The organism is Wolbachia endosymbiont of Aedes albopictus, assembly GCF_024804185.1.
Classification (GTDB): Bacteria; Pseudomonadota; Alphaproteobacteria; order Rickettsiales; family Anaplasmataceae; genus Wolbachia; species Wolbachia pipientis_B.
The window spans coordinates 829,420-853,005 of record NZ_CP101657.1 but is presented as its reverse complement, the minus strand read 5'-3'; the positions used below and the strand labels follow the sequence as shown (position 1 = coordinate 853,005).

At 35.0% G+C, this 23,586-nt stretch carries 25 protein-coding genes, 1 tRNA gene and 2 pseudogenes; 13 read left to right on the top strand and 15 right to left on the bottom strand.

The window, feature by feature from the left end; all coding sequences use genetic code 11:
- The first annotated feature begins 96 nt into the window (after positions 1 to 96).
- From NHG98_RS04395 to NHG98_RS04380, 4 genes are all read left to right on the top strand, one after another.
- Positions 97 to 915 carry a pyruvate, water dikinase regulatory protein gene (locus NHG98_RS04395; RefSeq protein ID WP_096617185.1) on the top strand — a complete coding sequence of 273 codons (819 nt, stop codon included), beginning with the start codon at positions 97 to 99 and terminating at the stop codon, positions 913 to 915.
- A 69-nt stretch (positions 916 to 984) separates the two neighbouring features.
- Positions 985 to 1,113: a type B 50S ribosomal protein L36 gene (gene ykgO / locus NHG98_RS04390; RefSeq protein WP_096617183.1), complete on the top strand. Its 129-nt coding sequence runs from the start codon at positions 985 to 987 to the stop codon at positions 1,111 to 1,113.
- 49 nt (positions 1,114 to 1,162) lie between these two features.
- Positions 1,163 to 1,477 carry an FtsB family cell division protein gene (locus NHG98_RS04385; RefSeq protein WP_096617181.1) on the top strand — a complete coding sequence of 105 codons (315 nt, stop codon included), beginning with the start codon at positions 1,163 to 1,165 and terminating at the stop codon, positions 1,475 to 1,477.
- Positions 1,478 to 1,522: 45 nt separating this feature from the next.
- Complete coding sequence (locus NHG98_RS04380) at positions 1,523 to 1,693, top strand: hypothetical protein (protein ID WP_259245322.1); 171 nt, start codon at positions 1,523 to 1,525, stop codon at positions 1,691 to 1,693.
- On the opposite strand, the gene NHG98_RS04375 is transcribed toward NHG98_RS04380, so the two are convergent.
- Entirely contained in the window at positions 1,694 to 2,623 is a 930-nt protein-coding gene (locus NHG98_RS04375; RefSeq protein WP_096617179.1) for an AEC family transporter, read from the bottom strand.
- A 291-nt stretch (positions 2,624 to 2,914) separates the two neighbouring features.
- Positions 2,915 to 2,998, bottom strand: a pseudogene (locus tag NHG98_RS06545) (N-acetyltransferase); the annotation flags it as partial.
- Between the two features lie 16 nt (positions 2,999 to 3,014).
- Here NHG98_RS06545 and NHG98_RS06415 point away from each other — a divergent pair.
- Positions 3,015 to 3,140: pseudogene (locus NHG98_RS06415) on the top strand (multidrug effflux MFS transporter); the annotation flags it as partial.
- Between the two features lie 11 nt (positions 3,141 to 3,151).
- Here NHG98_RS06415 and prfA read toward each other — a convergent pair.
- Entirely contained in the window at positions 3,152 to 4,231 is a 1,080-nt protein-coding gene (gene prfA, locus NHG98_RS04370; protein WP_096617177.1) for a peptide chain release factor 1, read from the bottom strand.
- Between the two features lie 91 nt (positions 4,232 to 4,322).
- Between prfA and yihA the strand changes: the two genes are divergently transcribed.
- Complete coding sequence (gene yihA / locus NHG98_RS04365; protein WP_096617175.1) at positions 4,323 to 4,916, top strand: ribosome biogenesis GTP-binding protein YihA/YsxC; 594 nt, start codon at positions 4,323 to 4,325, stop codon at positions 4,914 to 4,916.
- A gap of 4 nt (positions 4,917 to 4,920) precedes the next feature.
- On the top strand, positions 4,921 to 5,832 hold the full coding sequence (gene argB, locus NHG98_RS04360) for an acetylglutamate kinase (protein WP_096617208.1): 912 nt from the start codon (positions 4,921 to 4,923) through the stop codon (positions 5,830 to 5,832).
- Positions 5,833 to 6,388: 556 nt separating this feature from the next.
- Here argB and NHG98_RS04355 read toward each other — a convergent pair.
- Complete coding sequence (locus NHG98_RS04355; RefSeq protein ID WP_259245320.1) at positions 6,389 to 6,592, bottom strand: hypothetical protein; 204 nt, start codon at positions 6,590 to 6,592, stop codon at positions 6,389 to 6,391.
- A gap of 159 nt (positions 6,593 to 6,751) precedes the next feature.
- Between NHG98_RS04355 and NHG98_RS04350 the strand changes: the two genes are divergently transcribed.
- From NHG98_RS04350 to NHG98_RS04330, 5 genes are all read left to right on the top strand, one after another.
- Complete coding sequence (locus NHG98_RS04350; protein WP_096616951.1) at positions 6,752 to 8,467, top strand: ABC transporter ATP-binding protein; 1,716 nt, start codon at positions 6,752 to 6,754, stop codon at positions 8,465 to 8,467.
- A gap of 397 nt (positions 8,468 to 8,864) precedes the next feature.
- Positions 8,865 to 10,100, top strand: a complete 1,236-nt coding sequence (locus tag NHG98_RS04345) for a hypothetical protein (protein WP_096616953.1) — start codon at positions 8,865 to 8,867, stop codon at positions 10,098 to 10,100.
- 133 nt (positions 10,101 to 10,233) lie between these two features.
- Positions 10,234 to 11,940, top strand: coding sequence for an arginine--tRNA ligase (argS, locus tag NHG98_RS04340; RefSeq protein ID WP_096616955.1), 1,707 nt, complete (start codon positions 10,234 to 10,236; stop codon positions 11,938 to 11,940).
- A gap of 95 nt (positions 11,941 to 12,035) precedes the next feature.
- Entirely contained in the window at positions 12,036 to 12,260 is a 225-nt protein-coding gene (locus tag NHG98_RS04335; RefSeq protein ID WP_096616957.1) for a hypothetical protein, read from the top strand.
- On the top strand, positions 12,238 to 12,561 hold the full coding sequence (locus NHG98_RS04330) for a hypothetical protein (protein ID WP_259245319.1): 324 nt from the start codon (positions 12,238 to 12,240) through the stop codon (positions 12,559 to 12,561). Before NHG98_RS04335 ends, NHG98_RS04330 begins: the two co-directional genes overlap by 23 nt.
- Before the next feature lie 105 nt (positions 12,562 to 12,666).
- Here NHG98_RS04330 and NHG98_RS04325 read toward each other — a convergent pair whose 3' ends face one another.
- The 8 genes from NHG98_RS04325 to rpsD form a co-directional block, all read right to left on the bottom strand.
- Positions 12,667 to 13,773 (bottom strand): FtsW/RodA/SpoVE family cell cycle protein, encoded by a 1,107-nt coding sequence (locus tag NHG98_RS04325; protein ID WP_096616959.1) that lies wholly within the window; start codon positions 13,771 to 13,773, stop codon positions 12,667 to 12,669.
- On the bottom strand, positions 13,770 to 14,486 hold the full coding sequence (ubiE, locus tag NHG98_RS04320; protein WP_096616961.1) for a bifunctional demethylmenaquinone methyltransferase/2-methoxy-6-polyprenyl-1,4-benzoquinol methylase UbiE: 717 nt from the start codon (positions 14,484 to 14,486) through the stop codon (positions 13,770 to 13,772). Before ubiE ends, NHG98_RS04325 begins: the two co-directional genes overlap by 4 nt.
- Positions 14,487 to 14,540: 54 nt before the next feature.
- Positions 14,541 to 15,404, bottom strand: a complete 864-nt coding sequence (gene lipA / locus NHG98_RS04315; RefSeq protein ID WP_096616963.1) for a lipoyl synthase — start codon at positions 15,402 to 15,404, stop codon at positions 14,541 to 14,543.
- Positions 15,397 to 15,711 (bottom strand): 50S ribosomal protein L28, encoded by a 315-nt coding sequence (gene rpmB, locus NHG98_RS04310; protein WP_006279619.1) that lies wholly within the window; start codon positions 15,709 to 15,711, stop codon positions 15,397 to 15,399. The genes lipA and rpmB overlap by 8 nt, the downstream gene beginning before the upstream one ends.
- Before the next feature lie 37 nt (positions 15,712 to 15,748).
- On the bottom strand, positions 15,749 to 16,090 hold the full coding sequence (locus NHG98_RS04305) for a DUF721 domain-containing protein (RefSeq protein WP_096616965.1): 342 nt from the start codon (positions 16,088 to 16,090) through the stop codon (positions 15,749 to 15,751).
- 457 nt (positions 16,091 to 16,547) lie between these two features.
- Complete coding sequence (gene iscX, locus NHG98_RS04300; RefSeq protein WP_064125440.1) at positions 16,548 to 16,748, bottom strand: Fe-S cluster assembly protein IscX; 201 nt, start codon at positions 16,746 to 16,748, stop codon at positions 16,548 to 16,550.
- Positions 16,749 to 16,778: 30 nt separating this feature from the next.
- Positions 16,779 to 16,865: transfer RNA gene (locus NHG98_RS04295), tRNA-Leu, on the bottom strand.
- A 9-nt stretch (positions 16,866 to 16,874) separates the two neighbouring features.
- Complete coding sequence (rpsD, locus tag NHG98_RS04290; protein WP_096616967.1) at positions 16,875 to 17,489, bottom strand: 30S ribosomal protein S4; 615 nt, start codon at positions 17,487 to 17,489, stop codon at positions 16,875 to 16,877.
- Between the two features lie 105 nt (positions 17,490 to 17,594).
- Here rpsD and NHG98_RS04285 point away from each other — a divergent pair, with 105 nt between their 5' ends.
- Positions 17,595 to 19,796, top strand: a complete 2,202-nt coding sequence (locus tag NHG98_RS04285; RefSeq protein ID WP_096616969.1) for a transketolase family protein — start codon at positions 17,595 to 17,597, stop codon at positions 19,794 to 19,796.
- Positions 19,797 to 20,424: 628 nt separating this feature from the next.
- Here the strand turns inward: NHG98_RS04285 and NHG98_RS04280 are convergent.
- The 3 genes from NHG98_RS04280 to NHG98_RS04270 are packed head-to-tail and all read right to left on the bottom strand — an operon-like array spanning position 20,425 to position 23,480.
- Positions 20,425 to 20,565 (bottom strand): splicing factor 3B subunit 2, encoded by a 141-nt coding sequence (locus tag NHG98_RS04280; RefSeq protein WP_259245318.1) that lies wholly within the window; start codon positions 20,563 to 20,565, stop codon positions 20,425 to 20,427.
- The gene (locus tag NHG98_RS04275; RefSeq protein WP_096617887.1) at positions 20,558 to 22,198 is read right to left on the bottom strand and encodes an ankyrin repeat domain-containing protein; all 1,641 of its coding nucleotides are present in this window, start codon (positions 22,196 to 22,198) and stop codon (positions 20,558 to 20,560) included. The genes NHG98_RS04280 and NHG98_RS04275 overlap by 8 nt, the downstream gene beginning before the upstream one ends.
- Before the next feature lie 58 nt (positions 22,199 to 22,256).
- The gene (locus NHG98_RS04270; protein WP_458694701.1) at positions 22,257 to 23,480 is read right to left on the bottom strand and encodes a multidrug effflux MFS transporter; all 1,224 of its coding nucleotides are present in this window, start codon (positions 23,478 to 23,480) and stop codon (positions 22,257 to 22,259) included.
- Positions 23,481 to 23,586: the final 106 nt, after the last annotated feature.

Sequence of the window (23,586 nt, the reverse complement as noted above, 5' to 3'; positions counted from 1 at the left end):
TTTATCAACAAGATAGTTTTTCTATATTTACGTAGTATAATAAATTAGCACAATTTCAGTAGCAGATCGCTTGCTATTATTTTTAGTATAACGTTGATGACCCTTAAAAAGCTTAATCTACACTTAGTATCAGATTCAAGTGGTGAAACTGTTATATCAGTTGCAAAATCAGCTCTGAAACACTTTCGTTCTGTAGAAACAATCGAATATGTTTGGTCTTTTGTGAAAGGAGAAGAGCAGGTTGATAAAATTTTGGAGGAAATTAATAAGAAAAGTGATGAGCATAACTTTGTTATATGCACTATTACTGATGATGAGCTAAGAAAATATCTAAAAGATAACTGTATAAAGTTGAAAATTCCCTATAGAGCAATATTATCACATATTATTAGAGAAATTTCCTCCTATCTTGAAATTGAAAAAGACGAAAAGCTTGACTTGCATACTGAGATAAATAACGAATATTTCCAGCGCATTGAGGCAATAAACTACACTATTAATCATGATGATGGACAAAGTATTCAAGATATTGATAAAGCAGATATAATTTTGGTTGGAGTTTCACGTACATCAAAATCTCCCACCAGTACGTATTTAGCTTACCGAGGCTATAAGGTTGCAAATATTCCTTTTGTTAGTGGAGTACCCTTTTATGTCGACTTGGCAAAATTAAAAAATAAACTAACGATAGGGGTAACAATAGACGTAAGTAGACTAATAGAAATACGCAAAAATAGACTTACTTCAATTAACAACGAAGATAACAATATATATGCTAATCCTGAGAAAGTAGAAAAGGAAATTAAAGAAGCAGAGGAACTATTTAAGCAGAATAACTGGCCAATTATTGATGTCACGCAAAAGTCAATCGAAGAAGTATCAGCAACAATTATACAGTATTTTAATAAAATGTGAAAAATTTATCAATTGACTAACTCTCTGTAAGTGATCATAATGTAAGGTAATTTAATTCTTACTATAGATATGAAAGTCAAAGGGTCGCTAAAATCTCATCGTAACAGAGATAAAAATTGTAAAGTTGTGAAAAGGGTTGGTAAGATTTACATTATAAACAAGGTAAAGCCAAGATGTAAAGCACGTCAAGGTTCTTAGCTTTTTGTTCACCTTTTCATATTATACATTTCTTGTATGTGAAAGTACGGTGCTTATATCTAAAAAGAAGCAAAAGTTACTGTGTTTAAGCGCAGCCCTGCTCATTTCTTCTCTTACATTATATTTCAGCATTAGCACAATTACAGGTAAACGCGGCTTATTGACACTAATAGACTTAAAAAAACAAATCGAGTACAATAAACTTTTGCTAAAGGATGTCTCTTCTGAAAAGAAAAAGTTGGACAACAAAGTATTTGGCTTATATGAAAAAAGCTTAGATTTAGATCTGCTTGATGAGCAAGCAAAAAATGCTTTAGGTTATGTGAACCCTAATGAACTTATGGTTGTCCTTGACGTGGAATAGCAGTAGACTTCTTGCGTTACCTACTGTCATCCCAGTACTCCTTTCTTGTCATTCCAGTCTGGGATCCAGGTTGCTCACAAGCAAACTAGCATAGAAAGTGGTTACAATGTTTTCGATGAGATTGCAGGAAGGCTGGATTCCAGCGTCACGCGCTGGAATGACAAAAGAGTGGGCTGTTGGTTTTTCATATGGTCATGCAAGCACTTAAATTTTTGATCAAAAAGGAACAAGTTTAGAGAAAAATAATGATATTATTAGTGGAACATAAAATAGTCCCACTGCAGTACTGATTAGAAGCAACAGAGTAGCTTTATCTGGTTGATAATTCAAAATATTAGCAAGTATTATACTGGACCCAGAAACTGGAATAATAGCTAGCAACATCAGTGCTTTATATATACTCTCGTCGTATACACCTATAACATGTTTGTCTATAAGAACGATTCCTAAAACAAATAATGGCCAGAATACGTACTTTGCTGTAATAGTGATCAAAGCAAGCTTCCAATCTACTTTAAAGCTTGTAATATTCGCAATGCTCACTCCAAGTAGCACCATTCCTAGTGTAACAAATGTACTTCTAATATTCATCATAACATCTGTTAAAAAAGTAGGTATTTGTATATCGTATATACTTAAAAAGAAGCCCAGAACCATCGCATAAAGCGAAGGAAGTTTGAACAACTTTAATATGCATTCTTTTGCAGTATAAATACCATTTGCGGCTATGTAAAATCCTAAGCTATTTTCAAACAACGCCATTCCTATATAACAAACAACATATACAGATACTGAATCTTCATCAAATAAAGCCATGGCAATCGGCAGGCCAAAATAACCCATACTTGTGCTGCCCGAGCTAAACGCTAATATGTTTCTCGTGTTATCCTTAAATAAAAAAGAAGAAAGATAATACACTGATAAAGACATAGTGCTACTTATAAACCATATCAAAACCGGCAGAAAAATTACTTTTAAATTAACTTCTGTATGAGAGACTCCATATAAAATCACTATTGGATTAGCTATATAAAAGAGTATTTGAGATATAGTGTTTCTGTCAATTTTAAGACATTTTCCTGCTAAATAACCAATAAATATTGTAATATAAATAGGTAATATTTTGAGAAAAAGAGTAAGGAACATACTAGCCTATTGTGATACTTTTGACTGATAAAGTGATATTAGATCTTAAGGTATTATAAAAGTAAACAAAATTTATTTTCCAATTTATCCAGCTCATAGTTAATTAAAAAAGATTCACTTAGTGCCAAAATTTGTTTTTACATAGGACTTAAGGATGACATTTTTATGATAAAATTATGTTAAGTTTCTATAAAGCTTCTTGCTATTTTTTAATAATGACATATTTACTAAAAATTAAACTGCTTGTAGTAATTTAGACGGACTGTTGAAAAAGTAAGAGGAAATAAATAGCTTCACATGAGGCGTTTCTAACCATCTTAATAACAGTAAAAAATGTCCTTCTTTCAACGCTTTAAATGTGATATTTTTATTCATTAATTAAAAATCTCAAATGTTACTACCATTTCTGTTAATCCTGTCTCTAATTGCCAAGTTCATTGAAATTGACATTTCCGTACCTAGTTTTCCTGATATGATGCACTATTTTAACGTATCAGAAGGCACAATTCAATTTACAGATGTGAGCGATTAACTTTCCCCGGCCAATCTTTCTGCTTCATTACGTGAGATTAGTGCCTCAATAAATTCATCTAGTTCACCTTCTTTTATAATCTGCTCTAGCCGATGTGAAGTTAGATTAATTCTGTGGTCTGTTATTCTTGATTGTGGAAAATTATATGTTCTTATGCGCTCGGAACGATCACCAGAGCCAATCTGACTTTTTCTCATTGTTGACCTTTCCATTTCTTTTTTTTGTCTTTCAATTTCGTATAGCCTTGCCCTCAATACTTTAAGCGCTTTAGCTTTATTTTTGTGCTGCGATTTTTCATCTTGCTGTATTACAATTATCCCTGTTGGCAAGTGGGTGACCCTTACTGCGCTGTCAGTTGTATTCACTGATTGCCCTCCAGGACCACTGGATCTATAAACATCTATTCGTAAGTCTTTTTCTTCTATTTTAAAATCAACTTCTTCTACTTCAGGTAATATCGCAACAGTAGCGGCAGAGGTATGTAACCTTCCTGAGGATTCAGTTTCTGGCACTCTCTGTACTCTGTGCGCTCCTGATTCAAATTTCAACCTTGCAAAAACTTCTGTTCCATTAATGAGTGCAGAAGCTTCTTTATAGCCACCTATACCTGTATTAGAAATGCTTATTGGCTCGAACTTCCAATTTCTTCTTTCTGCATATTTTTGATACATACGAAATAACATTGCTGCAAATAATGCTGCTTCTTCTCCGCCTGTACCTGCTCTAATTTCTAATATTGCATTTCTTGAGTCATCTTCATCTTTGGGCAATAATGCTAACTTTAATTTTGCTTTTATTTTTGGTAATAATACCTTGTGCTTTTCGAAAAATTCTTCTTTTGCTAACTCTTTTATACCACCTTCGCTATTTTCATCTTTCATTATTTCTTCTAAGTCTGAAATTTCCTCTTTCAGCGTGTTATATTCATCAATTATCCTGATTATTGGCCTGAGCTCAGAGTATTCCTTTGAAAGGGTAATGAATTCTTTTTGACTTAAATTGGTAGGGTTTTCCAAGTTCCTTTCTATATCACTAAATTTTTTCTTTAAGTCTTGTAAATTATTCTCTATATTCATATAGTACAGATCTAGCTAAGTAATATATACTGAAATAAAAAATTTCTTATATCAAGCAATAACACTATAACATACCTTCTACTTGAATATAATGGCAAGACAGATAACATCAAGCTGCAATTTCATATTTGGAGCTTCGGACATGAAATCATTACCAGATGAGTCGGCTCCAGAGATTGCGTTTGCTGGTAGATCAAATGTAGGAAAATCCAGTCTGATCAACTTACTGATAAACAGCAAAAAAGCTGCCAGAGTTTCCTCTAAACCTGGATGCACTAGACAAATAAATTTTTATTCTATGTACAATGATAAGTTCAGACTTGTTGACCTACCAGGGTATGGTTATTCTCATGCAGGTAAGGAAGAAATTATACAATATTTAAACTTAATTGAGTATTATCTAATTCAAAGAAAAAATCTAAGAAGAGTGTTTGTATTGATAGATAGCAAGGTAGGATTAAAAGAAATAGACAAAGACTTCATTTATTGGTTAATATATAATAATATTAACTTTAACGTTGTGCTAACAAAAATAGATAAAGTGAGTCAAAAAATCCTAGGTGCCATTCTAGAAGATACTCAAAAATGGATTAATAATGAAAATGTGTCAATTCATCAAATAAGCATTCGTGTTAAGCATAAAATAATCAAGGTAAGAGATGAGTTTTTCAAGTTTACAAGATAAAAAAATGAAAAGTAGTGAATTTTTAAAGGGTGAGGTATCATTTGAACAAAAAGCAGAAATATTACTTAAAGTGCTGTCTAGCATACCTAGCTTTGTAGGTGAAACTTTTGTCATTAAATGTGGCAGCGTAACGATCTCAGATGAAACACTATTCTATACTTTTGTGCATAATGTTGTCTTATTAAAGCAGCTTGGTATAAATCCAGTGATAGTTCATGACGGAGAATATGAAATTAACTCAGTGTTAAAAATGCTGGGTATGGACAGTAATTTTGTGAATGGTATCAGACTTACAGACAAAGACACTATGAAAATCATTGAAATGGCACTGTGTGGTTCAGTTAATAAAAAAATTGTTCAGCATATAAATTCTGCTGGTGGTTCAGCCATTGGATTATGTGGAAAAGACGGCAACTTAATAAAAGCTGAAAAGATAAGCACTACGCTTAAGGAAGACAGATCAAATAACATCGAAAAAATATTAGACATGGGATTCATCGGTAAGCCCACTGAAATCAATCCCGATATATTATTTTTTATTGAAGAATCAGATTTTATACCAGTTATTGCACCTATCGGTCATGGAAAAAATGGGGAAACATATCATATTGATGCCGATAGCACTGCAAGCACAATTGCAATTGCAGTTTCTGCATCTAAAATGATAACCTTTAGCGATACAGGTGAAGAAATAGATAAAATTGGTGGCAGGAAGATATCTGTTAAAAATTTAAATGCATCGATTGATTGTGGCAAAATTCAAGGAGAAAAATTTATTGGAAGGCTTATGGCATATACTAAAATGATAAAGGAATGTGCTGGAGTTGTTCACATAGTTGATGGTAGAATACCTAACATTATGCTTGATTTATTTACTGAGAATAATTCGAGCATATCAATTGTGAGTGATTTATAACTAGACAACTACACGAATAGACTTCTTGCATAACTATATAACGAACTTTTCTTGGAAATAGAAACGAAAAAACTTGCTTGACAAACTCCGCTAGCCCTCTTATTATGATAATAAGGGTATTTCTGACTCAAAACTTGTTTTTGATCCGCGCGGGTTCAATGACAAAATTCAGTAAAAAACTCAGAGTATTTATTGGCGGATTACATAAAATTATAGCGGCTGCATGTCTTTTTTATTTTTTCTACATTCAGCCAAATCGCGCTTATTTTAAGCGTTAGCACATTATTACAGCGCCACTTACAGTAATATAGAGTCAAAACTCGCACCACGGGGTTTCTTTTGCCTTTTTTTTCGTTTGGTAAATTTCTTAATGTTTGTAACTAAACGACAACCGTCATCCCTGTAAAGGTCAAGTATCCCGCTGCGTGTTAGCGGATGAGATACCGCGAATGAATCGCGGGATGACGGTTAAGCAATTCGTCATCCCGCAGCGGGATCTCTTGTCAGCGGATAAGATACCGCGAATGAATCGCGGTATGACGTAGGGCTACAGGTGTCATGCCAGTGCTCCTTTTTTTGTCATCCCAGTGCCCAGACACTGGGATCTAGCCTTTATTATTTGGTTGAAATTAAGTCTTCTGGATCCCAGTGTCACGCACTGGGATGACAAAAAAGGGGCTACTCGGATGACAAAGAAATAGGCACTGAGATGACGAGAAAGGAGTACTGGGATGACACCTACGCACGCTCTCTTTGTCATTCCAGCGTGTAAAACATAGACCCCAAGTGTCAGCTACTTGAACAACATCACTTTGCTTAAAAATTGCAACGTTTGTACACAGTATGACGTTAGCCGTACCTTTCTTCTTTCTCCTGAAACTAAAATCTATATACTTAACTCCAGAAACTTCAAAATACGATGCGATCTAATATTAGAGAGTTATTTTGCTATATAAAGCCTAATCTATCTTATTTCATCATAGCTTTTATTGCAGTTTTATTTTCAGCCTTAACGATCCTCCTCTTTGGCAGAGGCTTAAGCAATATAATTGATTCTGGCACAGAGCACGATTTTACTACCAAACTATTAGTTGCAATACTTATAGTTTTAGCCATTTCTCTCACTGCATTTACTCGGTTATATTTCATTGGCATTGGCAGCGAGAAAGTTATCGCACGAATCAGATACAACTTATATAGCAGTATTACCGATTTACAACCAAGCTTCTTTGAGAACACAGGCGTACAAGATGTTATCTCAGCACTCATTACTGATACCTCTGTGCTGCAATCAATAATAAACAGCAGCTTACTAACCATATTACGAAATTTTGTGATTCTGATTGGTAGTGTTGCCATGTTATTATATACAAATATACAACTAACTGCGTATGCAGCCGCAATAATACCTATACTACTCATTATCATGACCTCACTTGGAAAAAAAGTGCGTAGCCATGCACGCTTTGCCCAGGATAAATTAAGTGAGCTTGCATCACTTAGTGAGGAAAATTTTCGGTCTATCGTAACCATCAAATCGTTTGTACTCGAAGAAAACGAAAAAATCCGTTTTAAGGAACATTTAAACTCAGTATCAAAATCATACGTAAAATTAGTACTCTTGCGTGCTATTTTAGTAACTCTAGTTATCACGTGTGTGATAGGTTCACTAGTTGTTTTGCTCTTCTTCGGTATTAAAGAAGTCTTAAGCAATAATATAACTATTGGAGAACTCTCCTCATTTGTGTTTTATTCAGCGCTTGCGGCAGGAGCTATAAATAATTTGAGCGATAATATCAGTGATTTACAACGAGGTCTTGGAATAGTAGAGCGTTTATTTGAATTTACAAATATGAAAAGCTCTATAGCAGATGCCGATGATCCTATAAAAATTTGTAGTGTTCAAAAAGGAATTTCGTTTAATGGCGTAACATTTTTTTATGAATCTCATTCTGATAAGCCAGCGTTAAATAACGTATCATTTTCTATAGAGGCAGGTCAAGCAGTGTCAATTGTTGGCCCATCTGGCAGTGGTAAAAGCACCATTTTAAAGCTTCTGCTCCGTTTTCATGATCCAAACAAAGGTAGCATTACTATCGATGGGCACAATATTAAGTCAATTGCACTCAATGGCCTCAGATCGTTGTTTGGCTTAGTGCCACAAGATCACATGATATTTTCTTGCTCAATAATGGAAAATATACTATATGGTAAACCAGATGCTGAATATGAGGAAGTGAAGCAAGCAGCTATCAGTGCTTATGCGATGGAATTTATTGATAAGCTGCCTGATAAATTTGATACATTTGTAGGAAAAAGAGGATTAAAACTTTCTGAAGGACAAAAACAACGTATTATAATAGCAAGAGCCATACTCAAAAACCCTCAGGTTTTAATACTGGATGAAGCAACCTCTGCCCTTGATTATAAAAGTGAAAACCTCGTGCAACAAGCATTGAGCAAGTTAATGCAAAACAGAACAACGATCGTAATTACACATAGGTTATCAACTGCACTTAAAACTGACAAGATTATAGTGATTAACCATGGGAAAGTAGAAGAAGTAGGAACTCATAACTCTCTAATGAGTAAAGACGGGCTGTATACAAAACTGGCGAAGATACAGTGGAATTGAAAGAAAATTTAAATCATATCGTTAGTTGATATGCTAGATTTATAATTAAAATTATTAAATTTTTAATCATTTTGATTTATAATCATCTCATAGTATTTTTTAGAGGATTATTATGACCCATAATTTTTTCATCTTCATGCACTCCTGTAGATACAGCTTGCGTAACGGTAAACTTATGGGCAGCTGTGAAAACAGTTCTTCATGTGTGATGCATGTGTAGAAGTAATAAACTCTTCTGTGTTAGATTTAAAAGAGGTTAAAACCTATTTTTCTTTCCATCAGTACCAGAGGGTACTGTTGATATTATATCAAAGTGATGAAGTGTGTACATTTTCAGTACACACTTTCACTTTGTGGTTAATTTTTTAATAATTTCATTTACCAATGGAGGTACTTTATGCTAGTAAAAAATCTTTCTTGTCCGAATCAGGAAAATACAAATTATATGTGTCCTTTGCCATTTAATACGTGCTGTACCAGTGATACATTAGGAGTTAATATTATTATAGATCCATATGATGATAAGACTAAGAATGAATTGAAGGAAAATATTAAGAATGAATTGAAGAAAAATATAAAAATTGAACTAGAGAAAGATCATAAGTGTGAAATTGATGATAAGACTAAGAATGAACTGAAGAAAAATATTAAGAGTGGATTAGAGAAAGATCATAAGTGCGAAATTGATGATAAGACTAAGGAGGAAATAAAAAATAAAATAAAAGATGAGATAGATTGTAAGTGTGATCAGAATAAGACTTCTAATGAGGAAAAAGATAAAGGGAAAGGTGAAGTTGATGATGGAAGTAAAGGAGCCATAGAAAGTATGCTGATAACTGATAAACATGCTACTGATAAGGATAACTGTTCAAGTTATGCAGGATATTATAAATCACGCGGTGAGGTCGGTCAGCCTGGTTGGTTTACAAAAGATCTTTTGAAGCAGTTTCTTCCTGACTTAATGAGCAATAAAAAGATTGTAGATCATTTTTATACGAAAGATGGTAAACAGTACCATGCAGACAATTTTGCTATAACTTTTAAATCCGAAGAAAATACCAAGTGTGGAAGCAACATAAACTACACGTGGGCTGCGCCAAGCAATATGTGGTGTAATAAAGGAGGTAAAACAGGGGATGCTTCGTTAAGATGTCCAGAGGACTTTCAGAGTGATAAAACGAGTGTTTGTTGTCCTTCCACTGCACCGTATTATGATTATATATACAGTAAAAATTTCTTTCTCAATGATAGGTGTCCTAATTTAGTATTAAACCTTAAGGGAAAGGAATTAGAAGAATGTGCAGGTAAAACTATAGTTGCAGAATTAAAATCACCATTGATAATTCTTGATCGTTCTAACAAAATAATAGACAAGGATGGTAACAACACTGGAATATACTACTCTCAATTAAAACCTCACTTAAATCGTGATGGTACAATGAAAGACTGTGGAAGTAATGCAAAATGTCAGGAATACGCTAAAATCATAGATAAAATTCTATGGACTTCTAACAAGGAAGTAACGTTGAAAATTCCTGATAATTCTGTAGAAAAAAGGTCTTATTCCCCTAGTGTTGATAACAATCAAGATGAGACTTTCTCTTACCATGATTCCGACAATATCTTAATATAAACTATAACTTTTCTGGGTCTTTCAACCCAGAAAAGTTCGCCTTACACCAAGTAAAAAGTAGATATAAGATAAACCTTCAACTAGCCCCACTTATTCGCTATACTGCTATAGGTTTTCATAATTTTTCTAGTTGATGAACATTTTCAAACAGGTTTCCTCTCTAATTTCCAGCAAATTAAATGAGTTGAAGCAAAGGGGTGTCATAAATACAAGTGCGGCAAATTTTATTGTAGAGCCTCCAAGCAATAGAGCACATGGTGATATCTATACAAATGTTGCTATGGTGCTTGCAAAGCATGAAAAGAAGAATTCAGTCGAGATTGCAGGGATGTTAGCAAGAGAATTTAAAGCTTTTGATGAAGTTGCAAAAGTGGAAATAGCAGGTCCTGGTTTCATCAACATGCACTTAAAAATAGAAGTATGGCATGGAATTTTAAAACAAATAAATGAGCTGAAAACAGAGTTTGGCACCCTAGATATAGGGAACAATCAGGCCATCAATGTTGAGTTTGTATCTGCAAACCCAACTGGTCCACTGCATATTGGTCACGCAAGAGGAGCAGTATTTGGTGATGTTCTGGCAAATTTATTGAAAAAAGTTGGTTATAAAGTTACTAAGGAATACTATATTAATGATGCTGGAGCGCAGATAGATACACTAATAAAGTCAGTATATTTGCGGTATAAGGAAGCTCTGGGAGAAAAAATCAGCATCGAAAAAGGTTTATACCCAGGTGAATATTTAAAACCGATAGGGAATGGGCTGGCCAAAAAATATGGCAAGGAGCTTCTAGAAAAGCAAGATAATCAGGTGATTAGGGAATATACTTTAAGTTCCATCTTAGGAATCATAAAGGAAGACATGAACTTACTTGGGGTAAGTCATGATGTCTTTACTTCAGAGTATGAGCTACAAAAAAGTGGCAAAATTGAAGAGAGTATAAAGATATTATCTGACAAGGGTCTAGTGTATGAAGGGTACCTGGAGAAACCAAAAGGTAAAGAAAGCGAAAATTGGACTCCCAGAAAAGAGATGTTATTTCGCTCTACAAAATTTGGTGATGACGTTGACCGCGCATTGAAGAAAGAGGACGGCAGTTGGACTTATTTTGCCTCGGAAATTGCTTATAATTTTGATAAAATATCACGTGGTTTTAATTATTTGGTATTAGAGCTTGGTAATGATCACTATGGTTATGTTAAAAGATTAAAAGCAACAGCTTATGCATTAAGTAATAATCAAGTAAAAATAGACGTAAAATTGCATAATATTGTAAACCTTTTTGAAAATAGAAAACCCATTAAAATGTCCAAAAGATCAGGAAACTTCCTTACAGCAAGAGATGTAGTGGAAGAAGTTGGCAAGGACATAATTCGTTTTATAATGTTAACACGCAAGAATGATATGGTCTTGGACTTTGATTTTGCTAAAGTTAAAGAACAGTCAAAAGACAACCCTATTTTTTACGTGCAATATGCGCATGCTCGTGCTCATTCGTTAATGCGTAATGCTCCAAAAGAGCTCCCAATAGCAGATCCTTCACTTTTAAAGACCGATGGGGAGCTATTCCTCATAAAAACCTTAGCAAAGTGGCCAGATGTAGTAGAAACTGCAGCAAGGCTTTATGAGCCACACAGAATTACTTTCTACTTACTTGAAGTTGCAGAAGCGTTTCACGTTTTATGGGGGTATGGCAAGAGTGATTTAAACATGCGGTTCATACTGGAAGACAACTTAAACCTCACCGCTGCAAGAATGTTCCTTGTACAAGCCTTAGCACATGTCATCGCTTCTGGACTTTCCATCTTTAATATAGAACCTTTGGAAGAGATGAGTTGATTTTTTTTGTGCAAGATTGTTTTTTCAACGAATAGAGAAGTTGACAAAATTAAGTAAAAATGTTATAGTTTATAGTAGTATTTTTTGGTTAATATATGGCTCACAGTCAAAAAAAGCTCAATGTTAATGTAAGTTTTGACAGTAAATTGGCTCAGTATCTTACAGAAATGGCAGAGATTCAAAATAAAACTATCCCTGAAGTTTTAGTAGGTTTAGTGGAAGAAGAGTTCAAAGAAGATGTAGAGCTACCCGAAATAGCTGACGATCGCCTCTCTGAAGGTGAAGAAGAAGTAGAGGATGATGAAAACATCTGGAAATAAAACTTACACTATAAAATTCTTAAAAAATGTTATTGAAAAAGAAATTCCAGCTCTTCCGGCAAAGATTAAATTAATGGTTCAGGAGGCCATAAAGAAACGCCTTACAGTTGATCCTTTTAATCTAGGAAACTGTACGAACGTTGTAGTTTGGGCCACCAGTGCCCAGACACTGGTTCTATGCAACTTAATTAAAAACGTTTGTTTTAGCGTAAGACAACTACCTTTAGCTCATCAGCTCAGTTATAAGCAAAATTTCTGGATTCCAGACTGGAATGACACCATTTGCTGTCTTCAAAAATGAATGTTCGTACAGCTATGCATAACTCTTTCAGATTTCATAATATCTCTTGCCACTCATCTGAACAGATACTCATTTTGGAGGGATACCAATAATAGTTGTGAGCGGCTAGTCCACAAGCATAACACGCTCACGAAACTTTAATGCGATAGCTTGATTTCTACTGAAAGACAGCATTATGCCAAGTGCAATGCTCGAAGATAAAAGAGAAGAACCACCATAGCTAAGTAGTGGCAGGGTTATGCCGGTGGTGGGAAAAACACTTAATGTTACCCCTGTGTTTATTATGAATTGTGTGATGAATTGAATTGAGATACCAAGAATCACCAATAGATTGAATAATTCATTTTCCCTATATGCAACGTAAAGCAAGCGGGCAGAAATGATGCCAAATAACATCAATGTGGCTAAGCACGTAATCAAACCAAATTCTTCTGCTAAAACAGAAAACACAAAATCTGTATGACAATCAGGAAGAGAGGTTTTTACGCTACCTTCACCAGGTCCAACTCCAGTTAATTGACCTCTTTTGAATGCTTCTAATGATTTTATGACTTGAAAGTTATCGCGTTGCGTAAAAAAGACAAAATTGTAAATCCTTTGCTTTATATGTGGGAGACATAAGTAAGCTATTGTAGTTCCAGTTGTAGCCATTCCTATTATGCATAGAAAGTATAAAAGTGGTATACATGCAATAAACATTTGACCAATAAAAGAATATGTTAAAAGCATGGACATACTGAAATCAGGTTGCAAAAGTAACAACACAAAAACTAACAGAAATATTATGATTGATATGTGCATTTTAAACTTCATTCCGCTGGCTAAGATACTAGCTATGACAACAGAAAAAAATGGCCTTACGAACTCAGATGGTTGAACTGAAATTTTGACAATATGTAACCATCGTTTCGCACCTTTTACCTCTATACCAAGTATTATCGCAGCTGCCACTAAAATAGTAAATAAAATGAAACCTGCGAATGAGAGGTTAAGTATAGTTCTTGTATTGAGAAAAGAAAATGTCACCATGGTAATTAGTGACAGGACTATATAAATTGTATGGCGCCGTATAAAATAATCTTGTGGTAAAGAAAGACGCTGCGCAATTACAGGGCTTGCTGAATAAACAAGAATGAAGCTTATAGTGAGCAAAAAAAGCACTGGAAGGATGAGATAATAATCCAGCGTTCTATACCAGAATTTAATATTCATTTTGTTCCAATGTGTAATGCCACTATTCCATAGCTCATATTATGAAACTCAACATTCTTAAAGCCTACCTCTTTAATTTCCATTTTAAAATCAGCCTGAGTTGGAAACTCTCTAATGCTCTTCACTAAATATTCATAAGAACTTCTGTCTTTAGCAATTATGCTGCCAATTTTAGGAATTACTTTAAATGAATATAAGTCATAAAGTTTGGTAAATATCTCATTTTGATAGTGCATAGGGGCAAATTCTAAGCAGATAAATTTCCCATGTGGTTTTAATACCCTGTGCGCCTCATTTAAAGCCTTCTTGCGGTCAGAAACGTTTCGAATGCCAAAAGCTATTGTGCAATAATCAAATTCGGAGTCTTCAAATGGTAAACTTTCTGCACTTGCACATACCCAATCAAAATTAATTTGGTTTGAATTTATAGCTTTATCACGTCCTCTGCTTAGCATATTTTGATTTATGTCACATACTGTAACCTTAGCACTTGGCTCTTTTCTTGCTATTCTTATTGCTATATCTCCAGTTCCTCCAGCAACATCTAAAACCTTAGAGTTTTTTGTAAAATGCACACTATTTACCATCTTATCTTTCCATAATCTGTGCATTCCTAGGCTCATTATATCATTCATGGTATCGTAGCGACTTGCCACGGAATCGAATACCTCTTTAACTAATTGTGATTTCTTCTCGATTTTTATAGTAGACATTACGTAAAGTCGCTTAACTCCTTTATAATGAGTAAAAATTAATTTGAATTAACATCAGCGGCAGGCCTTGAGCCTGTTAAAATCTTCTTCAGCATGGTATGATGACCTAGTCAGTGGGCTTGACGCAACCACTAAGAAACCTTTGGAGTAAGCAACGTATTTATAATGCTCAAATTCCTCTGGGGTAACATACCTATCAAGTTTTGCATGTTTTGGAGTTGGTTGTAGATATTGACCAATTGTAATAAAATCAACCTCAGCACTGCGCAAATCGTCCATAATCTGAAGTATTTCCTCTTTTGTTTCTCCAAGACCAACCATAAGCCCTGACTTTGTGAAAACTTTAGGATTAATCTGCTTTACCATCTTCAACAAATATAGTGAATGAAAATAGCGAGCTCGTGGTCTTATTTTTGCATACAATCTCGGCACTGTTTCAATATTGTGGTTATAGACATCAGGTGATGCAACAGCAATTGCTTCAAATGCTCCTTTCTTATTTAAAAAATCAGGAGTTAAAATCTCTATTGTTGTTTCTGAAGTTATCTTTCTAATTTCTTCTATGCACTGTATAAACTGATTTGCACCACCATCTGGTAAATCATCACGATCAACAGAAGTAATGACAACATGTTTTAAGTTTAACTTTTTTATTGCTTTTGCTAAATTTTCTGGTTCATGAGGGTCTAACTTATCAGGAATGCCAGTTGCAACATTGCAAAATGCACAAGCACGAGTGCAAACAGAACCGAGAATCATCACAGTAGCGTGACGTTTATTCCAACATTCACCAATATTTGGACATGCAGCTTCTTCACATACCGTATGTAAGTTATGCAGTTTAACGATGTTTAAGGTTTCATTGAATACTTCACCGGTCGGAGCTTTTGCTCTGAGCCATTGAGGTTTGTTATGCATCTGAAACGGCTAACTCTACCTCTTGCTTTACTAAAACTTTTTTCAACCTTCTTTTTATCTTCTGCGCTTTCTCACTTAGTTTAATCGTTCTTGTGTTGAGCAAAAAAGCATCTAAATCACCTTTGTAATCTATAGTTCTCAAAGTTCTTGTTGCCACACGAAATCTAAACTTTTTATTCAATATATCACTTGTCAACGTAACCTTATGTAAATTTAAAAGAAAGGTACGCTTTGTTTTACGATTCGAATGTGATACCTTATTACCAAAAGATTTTTTTCTATTTGTTAATTCACAAACTCTACTCACTTCAATATACCAAATTATTCTATGTACTTAGATTACCTTATATAGTCAAATAGTCAATACTCTCTTGCTTAATTTTTATACCATATACTGCTTTGTAGCCAAAAAATATCGTAATTTTTTCTATTATAAGAGAAATCATATGCTGAATTTCTAATGCTTTACTGCCATTTGTTACTACTAGATGCAATACACCAGAATTTACATTCTGTGCATATGAGATCTTTTTCGGTTTTGTACACTCTGCTATTTCTTTCCCTACTATATTTCGCCAGTTTAAAATCAAGCGTATTTCATTTTTGCTAATCTTATTTTTCATGCATTTTAATGCATAATTTTCAATTATAGACTTTAATTTCTTTGGCCCGCTGTGTTTGAGCATTTTTCTGTTTTTTTAGTAGGTAGATAATATAAAAGTATACATATAACTTGAGATTTTGTCATTACTGCTACATGTTTGTGAGATACCGTGACGGTATGACCATAATCGTCACTCCGCAACGCATATTGCATAGTCGTCATTCCGCGGCGTGTTCGCGGAATCTAGCTCTGGTCACGCTACTTAGATGACAACCTTCTAACTGCTTTACAAAGGCTCTACCCTCTGGCCCCACACCGTAAAAGCAGTATTTTATGTAAAACTTATTTCAACGTAGCACTTGTCAAGTAAGTCGTTCCATTCAAAAATCTTTGTGCTGTCATCTTTGCCTCATAATTAACCTTATAGCTGTTTTAATTGTAATTGGTTAAATTATTATTAACTTGCCAGGCTAGATCCAAAAAATAGCATAAACAATATGCAAATTGCAATAGAAATCACATTTGCGTATGGTTTATTGCTATGTGGTCAATCTTTCCTCAATCCAAGCTGCTTGAATGGCCTCGAGTATTTTCTCGTTACAGCGTTTTTCATCATCATCAAATTCCTCTAAACTCAAGACCTTTTTTTTAAGCTCAGTGAATCTGATATTAATTATATTCTCATCTGGAAATTTTTCCTCTAGAGCCTCTACAATATCTTCTATATCAAGCCATTTCATACTTTTTTGTATTTATCCACTAAGTTAAATTGGTGCCCATGGGGAGACTTGAACTCCCAAGGTCGCAAAACCCACGGATTTTAAGTCCGCTGCGTCTACCGATTCCGCCACACGGGCTTTTTTTATCTATCTAGAGTAAAACTCTACTACTAAATTTACTTCCATGTCTGCTGAATAAGGAACCTCAGAATATTGAGGTGACCTCAAATACTTCACTGAATGCTCTTTACTATCTGTCTCTAAATAATCCGGAGCCTTGCGCTCTTGTTTTTGTTCAGCCTCTACTACTACAGGGATTTTTGCTGCCCTTTCTCTTATTTTTATTATATCACCTGGTTTCACCCGATAACTCGATATGTTAACCACCTTATCATTAACTGTAACGTGCTTATGAGATATGAGCTGCTTCGCTGCATAAATTGTTGGCACAAGACTAGAGTGGTATAAAACAGAACTGAGCCTTGATTCTAAAATACCGATAAAATTATCAGCCGTATAACCCCTTCTGTTATAAGCATCTAAAAATGTACGTCTGAGCTGCTTACTTGAAATCGCATAGTAAAACTTAAATTTCTTATGCGCAGCAAACTGCTTACCAAAGTCGGATAACTTCTTGAATCCAAGAATACCATGTTGACCTGGAGGGTATTTCCTTTTGTTTACTGGGTCTTTAGCTCTACCCCATAAATTTACACCAAGTCTACGGCTAATCCTATACTTTCTAGTGATAACAGTTGTCATATAAAAACTCTCACGATTTAACTTTAGATTATTAAGGATTTTAGCACTCAGTGTCAACTTGTTTTTGCTGGTATAATCTTTTATACTTTATTTTTAAGTTTTTCTATGAATCATCTATCTTTGGAATCTATGGCAAACGCCATCCGTTTTTTATCAATTGATGCAGTACAAAAAGCGAACTCTGGACACCCAGGTATGCCACTTGGAATGGCAGATGTTGCAACTATTTTGTTTGCTAAATATCTGAATCATAATCCTGATGATTCTAAATGGTTCAATAGAGATCGCTTTGTTTTATCAAACGGTCATGGGTCAATGTTACTATACTCAATATTATATTTGACAGGTTATATTAGCATAGATGAGCTAAAAAATTTCAGGCAGTTAGGTTCAAAAACCCCTGGCCATCCAGAGTTTGGCTTGACTTCCGGGGTAGAGGCAACAACAGGCCCGCTCGGTCAGGGGTTTGCCGCTGCTGTTGGCATGGCACTTGCTGAATCAATCCTTAAAAAGCAATTCAGAATCAATCACTACACTTACGTAATGCTAGGGGATGGCTGTCTTATGGAAGGAATAAGCCATGAAGCAGCATCACTTGCTGGGCATCTTAAATTGAATAAATTAATAGCCCTTTTCGATGACAATGATATTTCTATAGATGGCACTACTTGCCTTTCCTGCTCTGATGATGTGAAAAAGCGTTTTTCAGCGTATGGATGGAATGTTGACAAAATTGATGGCCATGATTTTGATGCCATATCCCTGGCAATAGAGCGAGCACAAAAATCAGAAAAGCCATCGCTTATTTGCTGCAAAACCATTATCGGAAAATTCTCAAGTCGTGCTGGCACATCCTCTGCTCATAGTGGTGCTTTTACGGAGGAAGATATAAAAAAGATGAGAGAGAAATTAAATTGGAATTACGAGCCATTTCATGTGCCAGAAGATGTGAAAAATGCCTGGAAGAAAACTGTTGAGAGAGCAAGGCAAAATTACAGTTCGGTGTCCTTGACTAGTGAGAATAAAGAACTTCACAGAAGACTTGATGAGCGTTCACCAGATTCGGTGTCATTCCAGCGCGTAACACTGGAATCTAGGAAAGAAGGAAAAGAATGGATCCCAGTGTCAAGCACTGGGATGACAGAAGAGAATGCTGGGATGACAGGATATCATGCAGAACTTCAAAGGCGACTAGATGAGCGTCTGCCAGATAACAGCAATTTGGTGTCATTCCAGTGCTTGACACTGGAATCCAGTGAAAATAAAGAACTTCAAAGACGGTTAGATAAACGTCTACCAGACAATATCGATAATGTTTTGGCTAACTTGAAGAAACAAATATGTGAGCTAATGCCAAACGAAGCTACACGTTCTTCTTTCGGCATGGTAATGGAACTTTTAACACAACATATGCCGGAATTAATCGGCGGATCTGCTGATCTTACTGGGTCAAATTGCACTAAATATAAGCACATGCAGGTAATAGATAGTAATAATTATAGTGGTTCTTATGTCCACTATGGAGTGAGAGAACACGCTATGGCAGCATGTATGAATGGCATGGCTCTTCACGGCGCGATTCTTCCTTATGGTGGTACTTTTTTGGTATTTTCCGACTATTGCCGCCCTGCTATACGTCTTTCAGCTTTGATGAAGCAGCAGGTTATATATGTAATGACTCATGATTCAATTGGAGTAGGAGAAGATGGCCCAACTCACCAACCAATAGAGCATTTAGTTTCTTTGCGTGCTATACCAAATCTATACGTTTTTAGGCCAGCCGATGCAGTTGAAACTCTAGAGTGTGTTAGCATTGCACTCGAAAAAAAAGAATCACCTGCACTGTTTGCGCTCTCAAGGCAAAATGTCAATTACATGCATTCTGATATCGATCAATCTGCTAATCTATCGAAGTTTGGTGCATATATTTTGTGTGAATGTTCAAAAGAATTAAAAGTGACAATATTTGCTACGGGGTCCGAGGTTGAAATTGCAGTTGAAGCAAGGAAGAAATTGCAGGAAAAAGGCATAGGTACAAGGGTTGTTTCTATGCCATGCTGGAGGCTTTTTGATGAGCAAAGTGATGAATATAAAGCAGCGATATTAAATAATGACAGCATCAAAGTTGCAATTGAAGCTGGAAGTGAAATGGGTTGGCATAAATATATAGGTTCAAACGGTATATTTATTGGCATGAAAAGCTTCGGAGAATCAGCACCTTATAAAACACTTTATGAGCATTTTAATATCAGCGCCGATCATGTAGTAAAATGTGTGTGTGATTCCACTGTAATAGAAACTACTTGACAAACTCCGCCAGCCCCCTTATCATAATATTGAAGGTATTCAGTTATCTTCATCTGTGCAGATTAAACAGCAAGAAAACAACGTAGTTGGCGTCTTATTTTTAATTTTTTGCACTACGTGCACCTTATGTCTTCACAACATTTCTGGGTTTTTACCTATATAAGCTGAAACGCGCTTATAAAGCGTTTAAGACAGTATAGTACGCCAATTTGCAGGATTAGAGAGTGACAACTAGCTAACACGGGGTTTCTTTTGCCTTTTTTTCTGCTTAGTAAATTTCTTAAACATTTTAGCTAAGGTTAGTTGCACTTAAAAGCAGCTAAATTGCAGTGTTTAAGACTTAAAGAACGCCAATACTGAAAATAGACAATGACTAGGGCTTCTTTTGCCTTTTTTTTCGTTTGGTAAATTTCTTAATGTCTATAGCTAAACGACAACCGTCATCCCGCTACTTGTTAGCGAGATCTATGCTAAGAGATACCGTGAATAAATCACGGTATGACGTAGGGCTACAGGTGTCATGCCAGTGCTCCTTTTTTTGTCATCCGAGTAGCTGACACTGGGATCTAATTTTTTATGCAAAATTACTATATTTATATATTTGCAAATAGATACGATTTGAAATAATTTATACTATGAAGTTACGAAATGAGATCCCAGTGTCACGCACTGGGATGAAGGGAGGCACTGCCGTCTTGGATGGAAACCAGTGTCTGGGCACTGGGATGACACCCTTCCTTGTAGAGATCTCTTGCGTTACCCTACTCATCTTTCGTTACATCGTAATCGCAACTACTACTCTCTCCTTCGCATCCAGCATCGGTTTGTGATGTAGATTCATCAATTTTTTCTTCGTTAGACCCAAACAACCATGAAAAAAACCCACCAAAAAATGATGCAATTAATGAAAAAGGCTTTATAAGTATACTAAACAAACTACCAAAAAAAGAGCTCGGCTGTTCTTCTGTTTGTGCAGGTTCTATGGGAGCAACAGCCTTCACACCTTCAGCTTTTATATCAGTTCCTTTTTCTGCATTGATGGTGTTGGTTTTTTCCTCTTCTTTGTTATTATCTGGTTGTGGTTGAGTATTATCTGAATTTTGTCCTGTAATGTCTGATCCTGGTTGAACATTACCTTCTTGCTTTTCTTTCTGTTGTGTACCAGCATCTTCCTCTTGATCCCCTTTACTATCCGTCGATGATTCATCCACTGGATCAGTTTTTTCTGCGTTTTGCAATAGAGTTTTTATTTCTTTGTTAGTAGTTAAATCTAAGGGAGTATTTCTATCTTCATCTTTTATATTAACGTTTGCCTTTGCTTTTATTAGAGCCTCTACTATTTCTTTGTTGTTATTTTTAGCAGCCAAATGTAAAGGAGTCCTACCACGGCTATCTACTACATCAACCTCTGCCTTTTTATTTAATAGCATTTTTACCATGCCTTCTCTGCCATATTTTACAGCTAAATGTAAAGGAGTCTTGCCATTTGCGTTTACTGCATTAATACTATCATCATTATAAATGTGCAAGTTAAACATATGTTTCATAACAGCTTCTTTGTTCTCATAAACGTATGAATGTAACGAATTCCCCCCTATATCATCCTTAACAAATGCTTCTTCTATCAGTTTGTTATGAATGTCATCAGATCTGTTGGTGTAGGATACATCAGTAAAATTCTTTACATTGTTTTCATCAATACCAGCCTTTATATGTATGTAACCTTTACCGTTTTTAACAAAATCTTTTCCTAATGATTGGTAATGATCAATAATTTTCTTTTCTATTGATTGATGAGATTCTTTGATATCTTCTATAATTTGACTTATTTCTGTTGGTGAGAAGATAAAAACTTCAGGTTTATAGTAATCAAAAGCTTCCCCATGATCAAGGCTAAAAAATGGAGGATATACACGATAATTAAAACCTTTACATTTGAATTGGAGTACACCAGTTCCAATAAATCCTAGATTGTGGTTCTCTTCCAGCTGTAATAAAAAATTATTCCATTTATTCTCATCGAACTGATGGTAATGAGGCCACGAGTAAACTAATACTTGATTTCCAGAATCAAAATTCACATGAATACTGTTCGGATTTTCAAAGTCATTTCTATTTTGTTTCAAGTTATCTTTAGCAAGAACTGTGACTGACATCTTATCGACATTATCGTTGATGCATTCTGAAAAGATTGTTCTAACATTATGAATATTTTGATCTAATGAAGCTCTGTTCACTATGAGTGAGGACTCACTAAACCATATTTTAATTTCCTTTAGACTGTCCGAGTAATCATGTTCACTATTGAGGGAATTTCCTTTATTATAATTCTGTACTCTGTCCTTGTCACCACTTACTTTAACAACAGTTTTAGGTCTATTATTACCTATTGAATCACTCATCCCACACCTCACTGTAAAATTATATTATCACGGCAAAATCATTAATAACCCATGAACTCTATGTTCCTGGATCACGCAAATAATGCCCGTGTTTTTCAGTACATTTGAGCAGGCTGTACATAAGAATCGCAATTGTAGAGCATATTATTGTTAATAGTAAATTTGGTAAAATGCCATAGCGAAAAAATTTTCCTACTATATATATTCCAATAGCCCCAAACATCATATTGCAGAATGAGAGGACTGCACTACCAAGCCCTATACCTTTGATCGTTTCTAAAGCAGAAGTTACGTTATTGCTGATTACTAATGCAAGCCCAATATTGGCTGGAATCCAGGCAACTTGAAGAATTAATATATTTAACTTGTCCGCGAAATAAAAATATACCAATAAACTATCGGATATTATCGGTAACACCAAACCTATTATTAGCATTTTGCTAACCCCTACTTTTGGTACATACCTTCTATTAATTAAAGTTCCAATTATGTAAAATATGACTATGATCGATATGAGGTAGCCAAAATACTGTACTTCAATGCCCATCGATTCAAATATGAACGGGTAGTTAGCAATGTATGCCCAAAGCCACATGAAAGTTAATCCATGAATGGCTGAAAACCCAAGGAAACGATAATTTCTAAATATTGATATATATTGCTTGAAGATATTAGTAGTTATGTTAGTTATACTGGTTTCATTTTTATTTACAGTGAGTGTTTCTTGTAACTTAAAGTAGATAAAAATAAGTATAGCAATTGCTGCAAGTGATATAATAAAAAACAAAAATTTCCAACTATACCCATGTGAAATTATATAACTGCCCACCACTGGAGCTATTCCAGGTGAGAGTGCCACAACCATATTTAATTTTGAAATGACTCTCGAGTATTCACTACCCGAGTACATATCCCTTATTGCTGCATACCCAACAACACCTGCAACACCAGCCCCTGTTCCTTGTATGAAGCGAATTAGTATCAAGAGCGCAATACTGTCGGCTATATAACACATCACACTTGCCAAAGTAAAAATTGTCATACCAATCAGCATCATTGGACGCCTACCATAACAGTCTGACAATGGCCCATAAATTAAGCCAGATACCGCAAATCCAACTAGATTTAAGCTAATTGTAAGCTGCACTACACTGCCTTCTACTTTAAAATAATTGGCAATGTTTGGTAGTGCAACTGAGTATAGGTCAGTTGCCATATCGACAATTGCTACAGACAATATTATAATAAGAGAGATGATATTTTGCGAAAGAGCTGTTTTCACTTAATGATTTATTGGTAAATATGCTTAATTATAATGTATTTTTTTCATTAGTATATTAATTTAACTACTGAAATTAAGAGTAGCTATTCGAGAAAAAGCCTGTGAA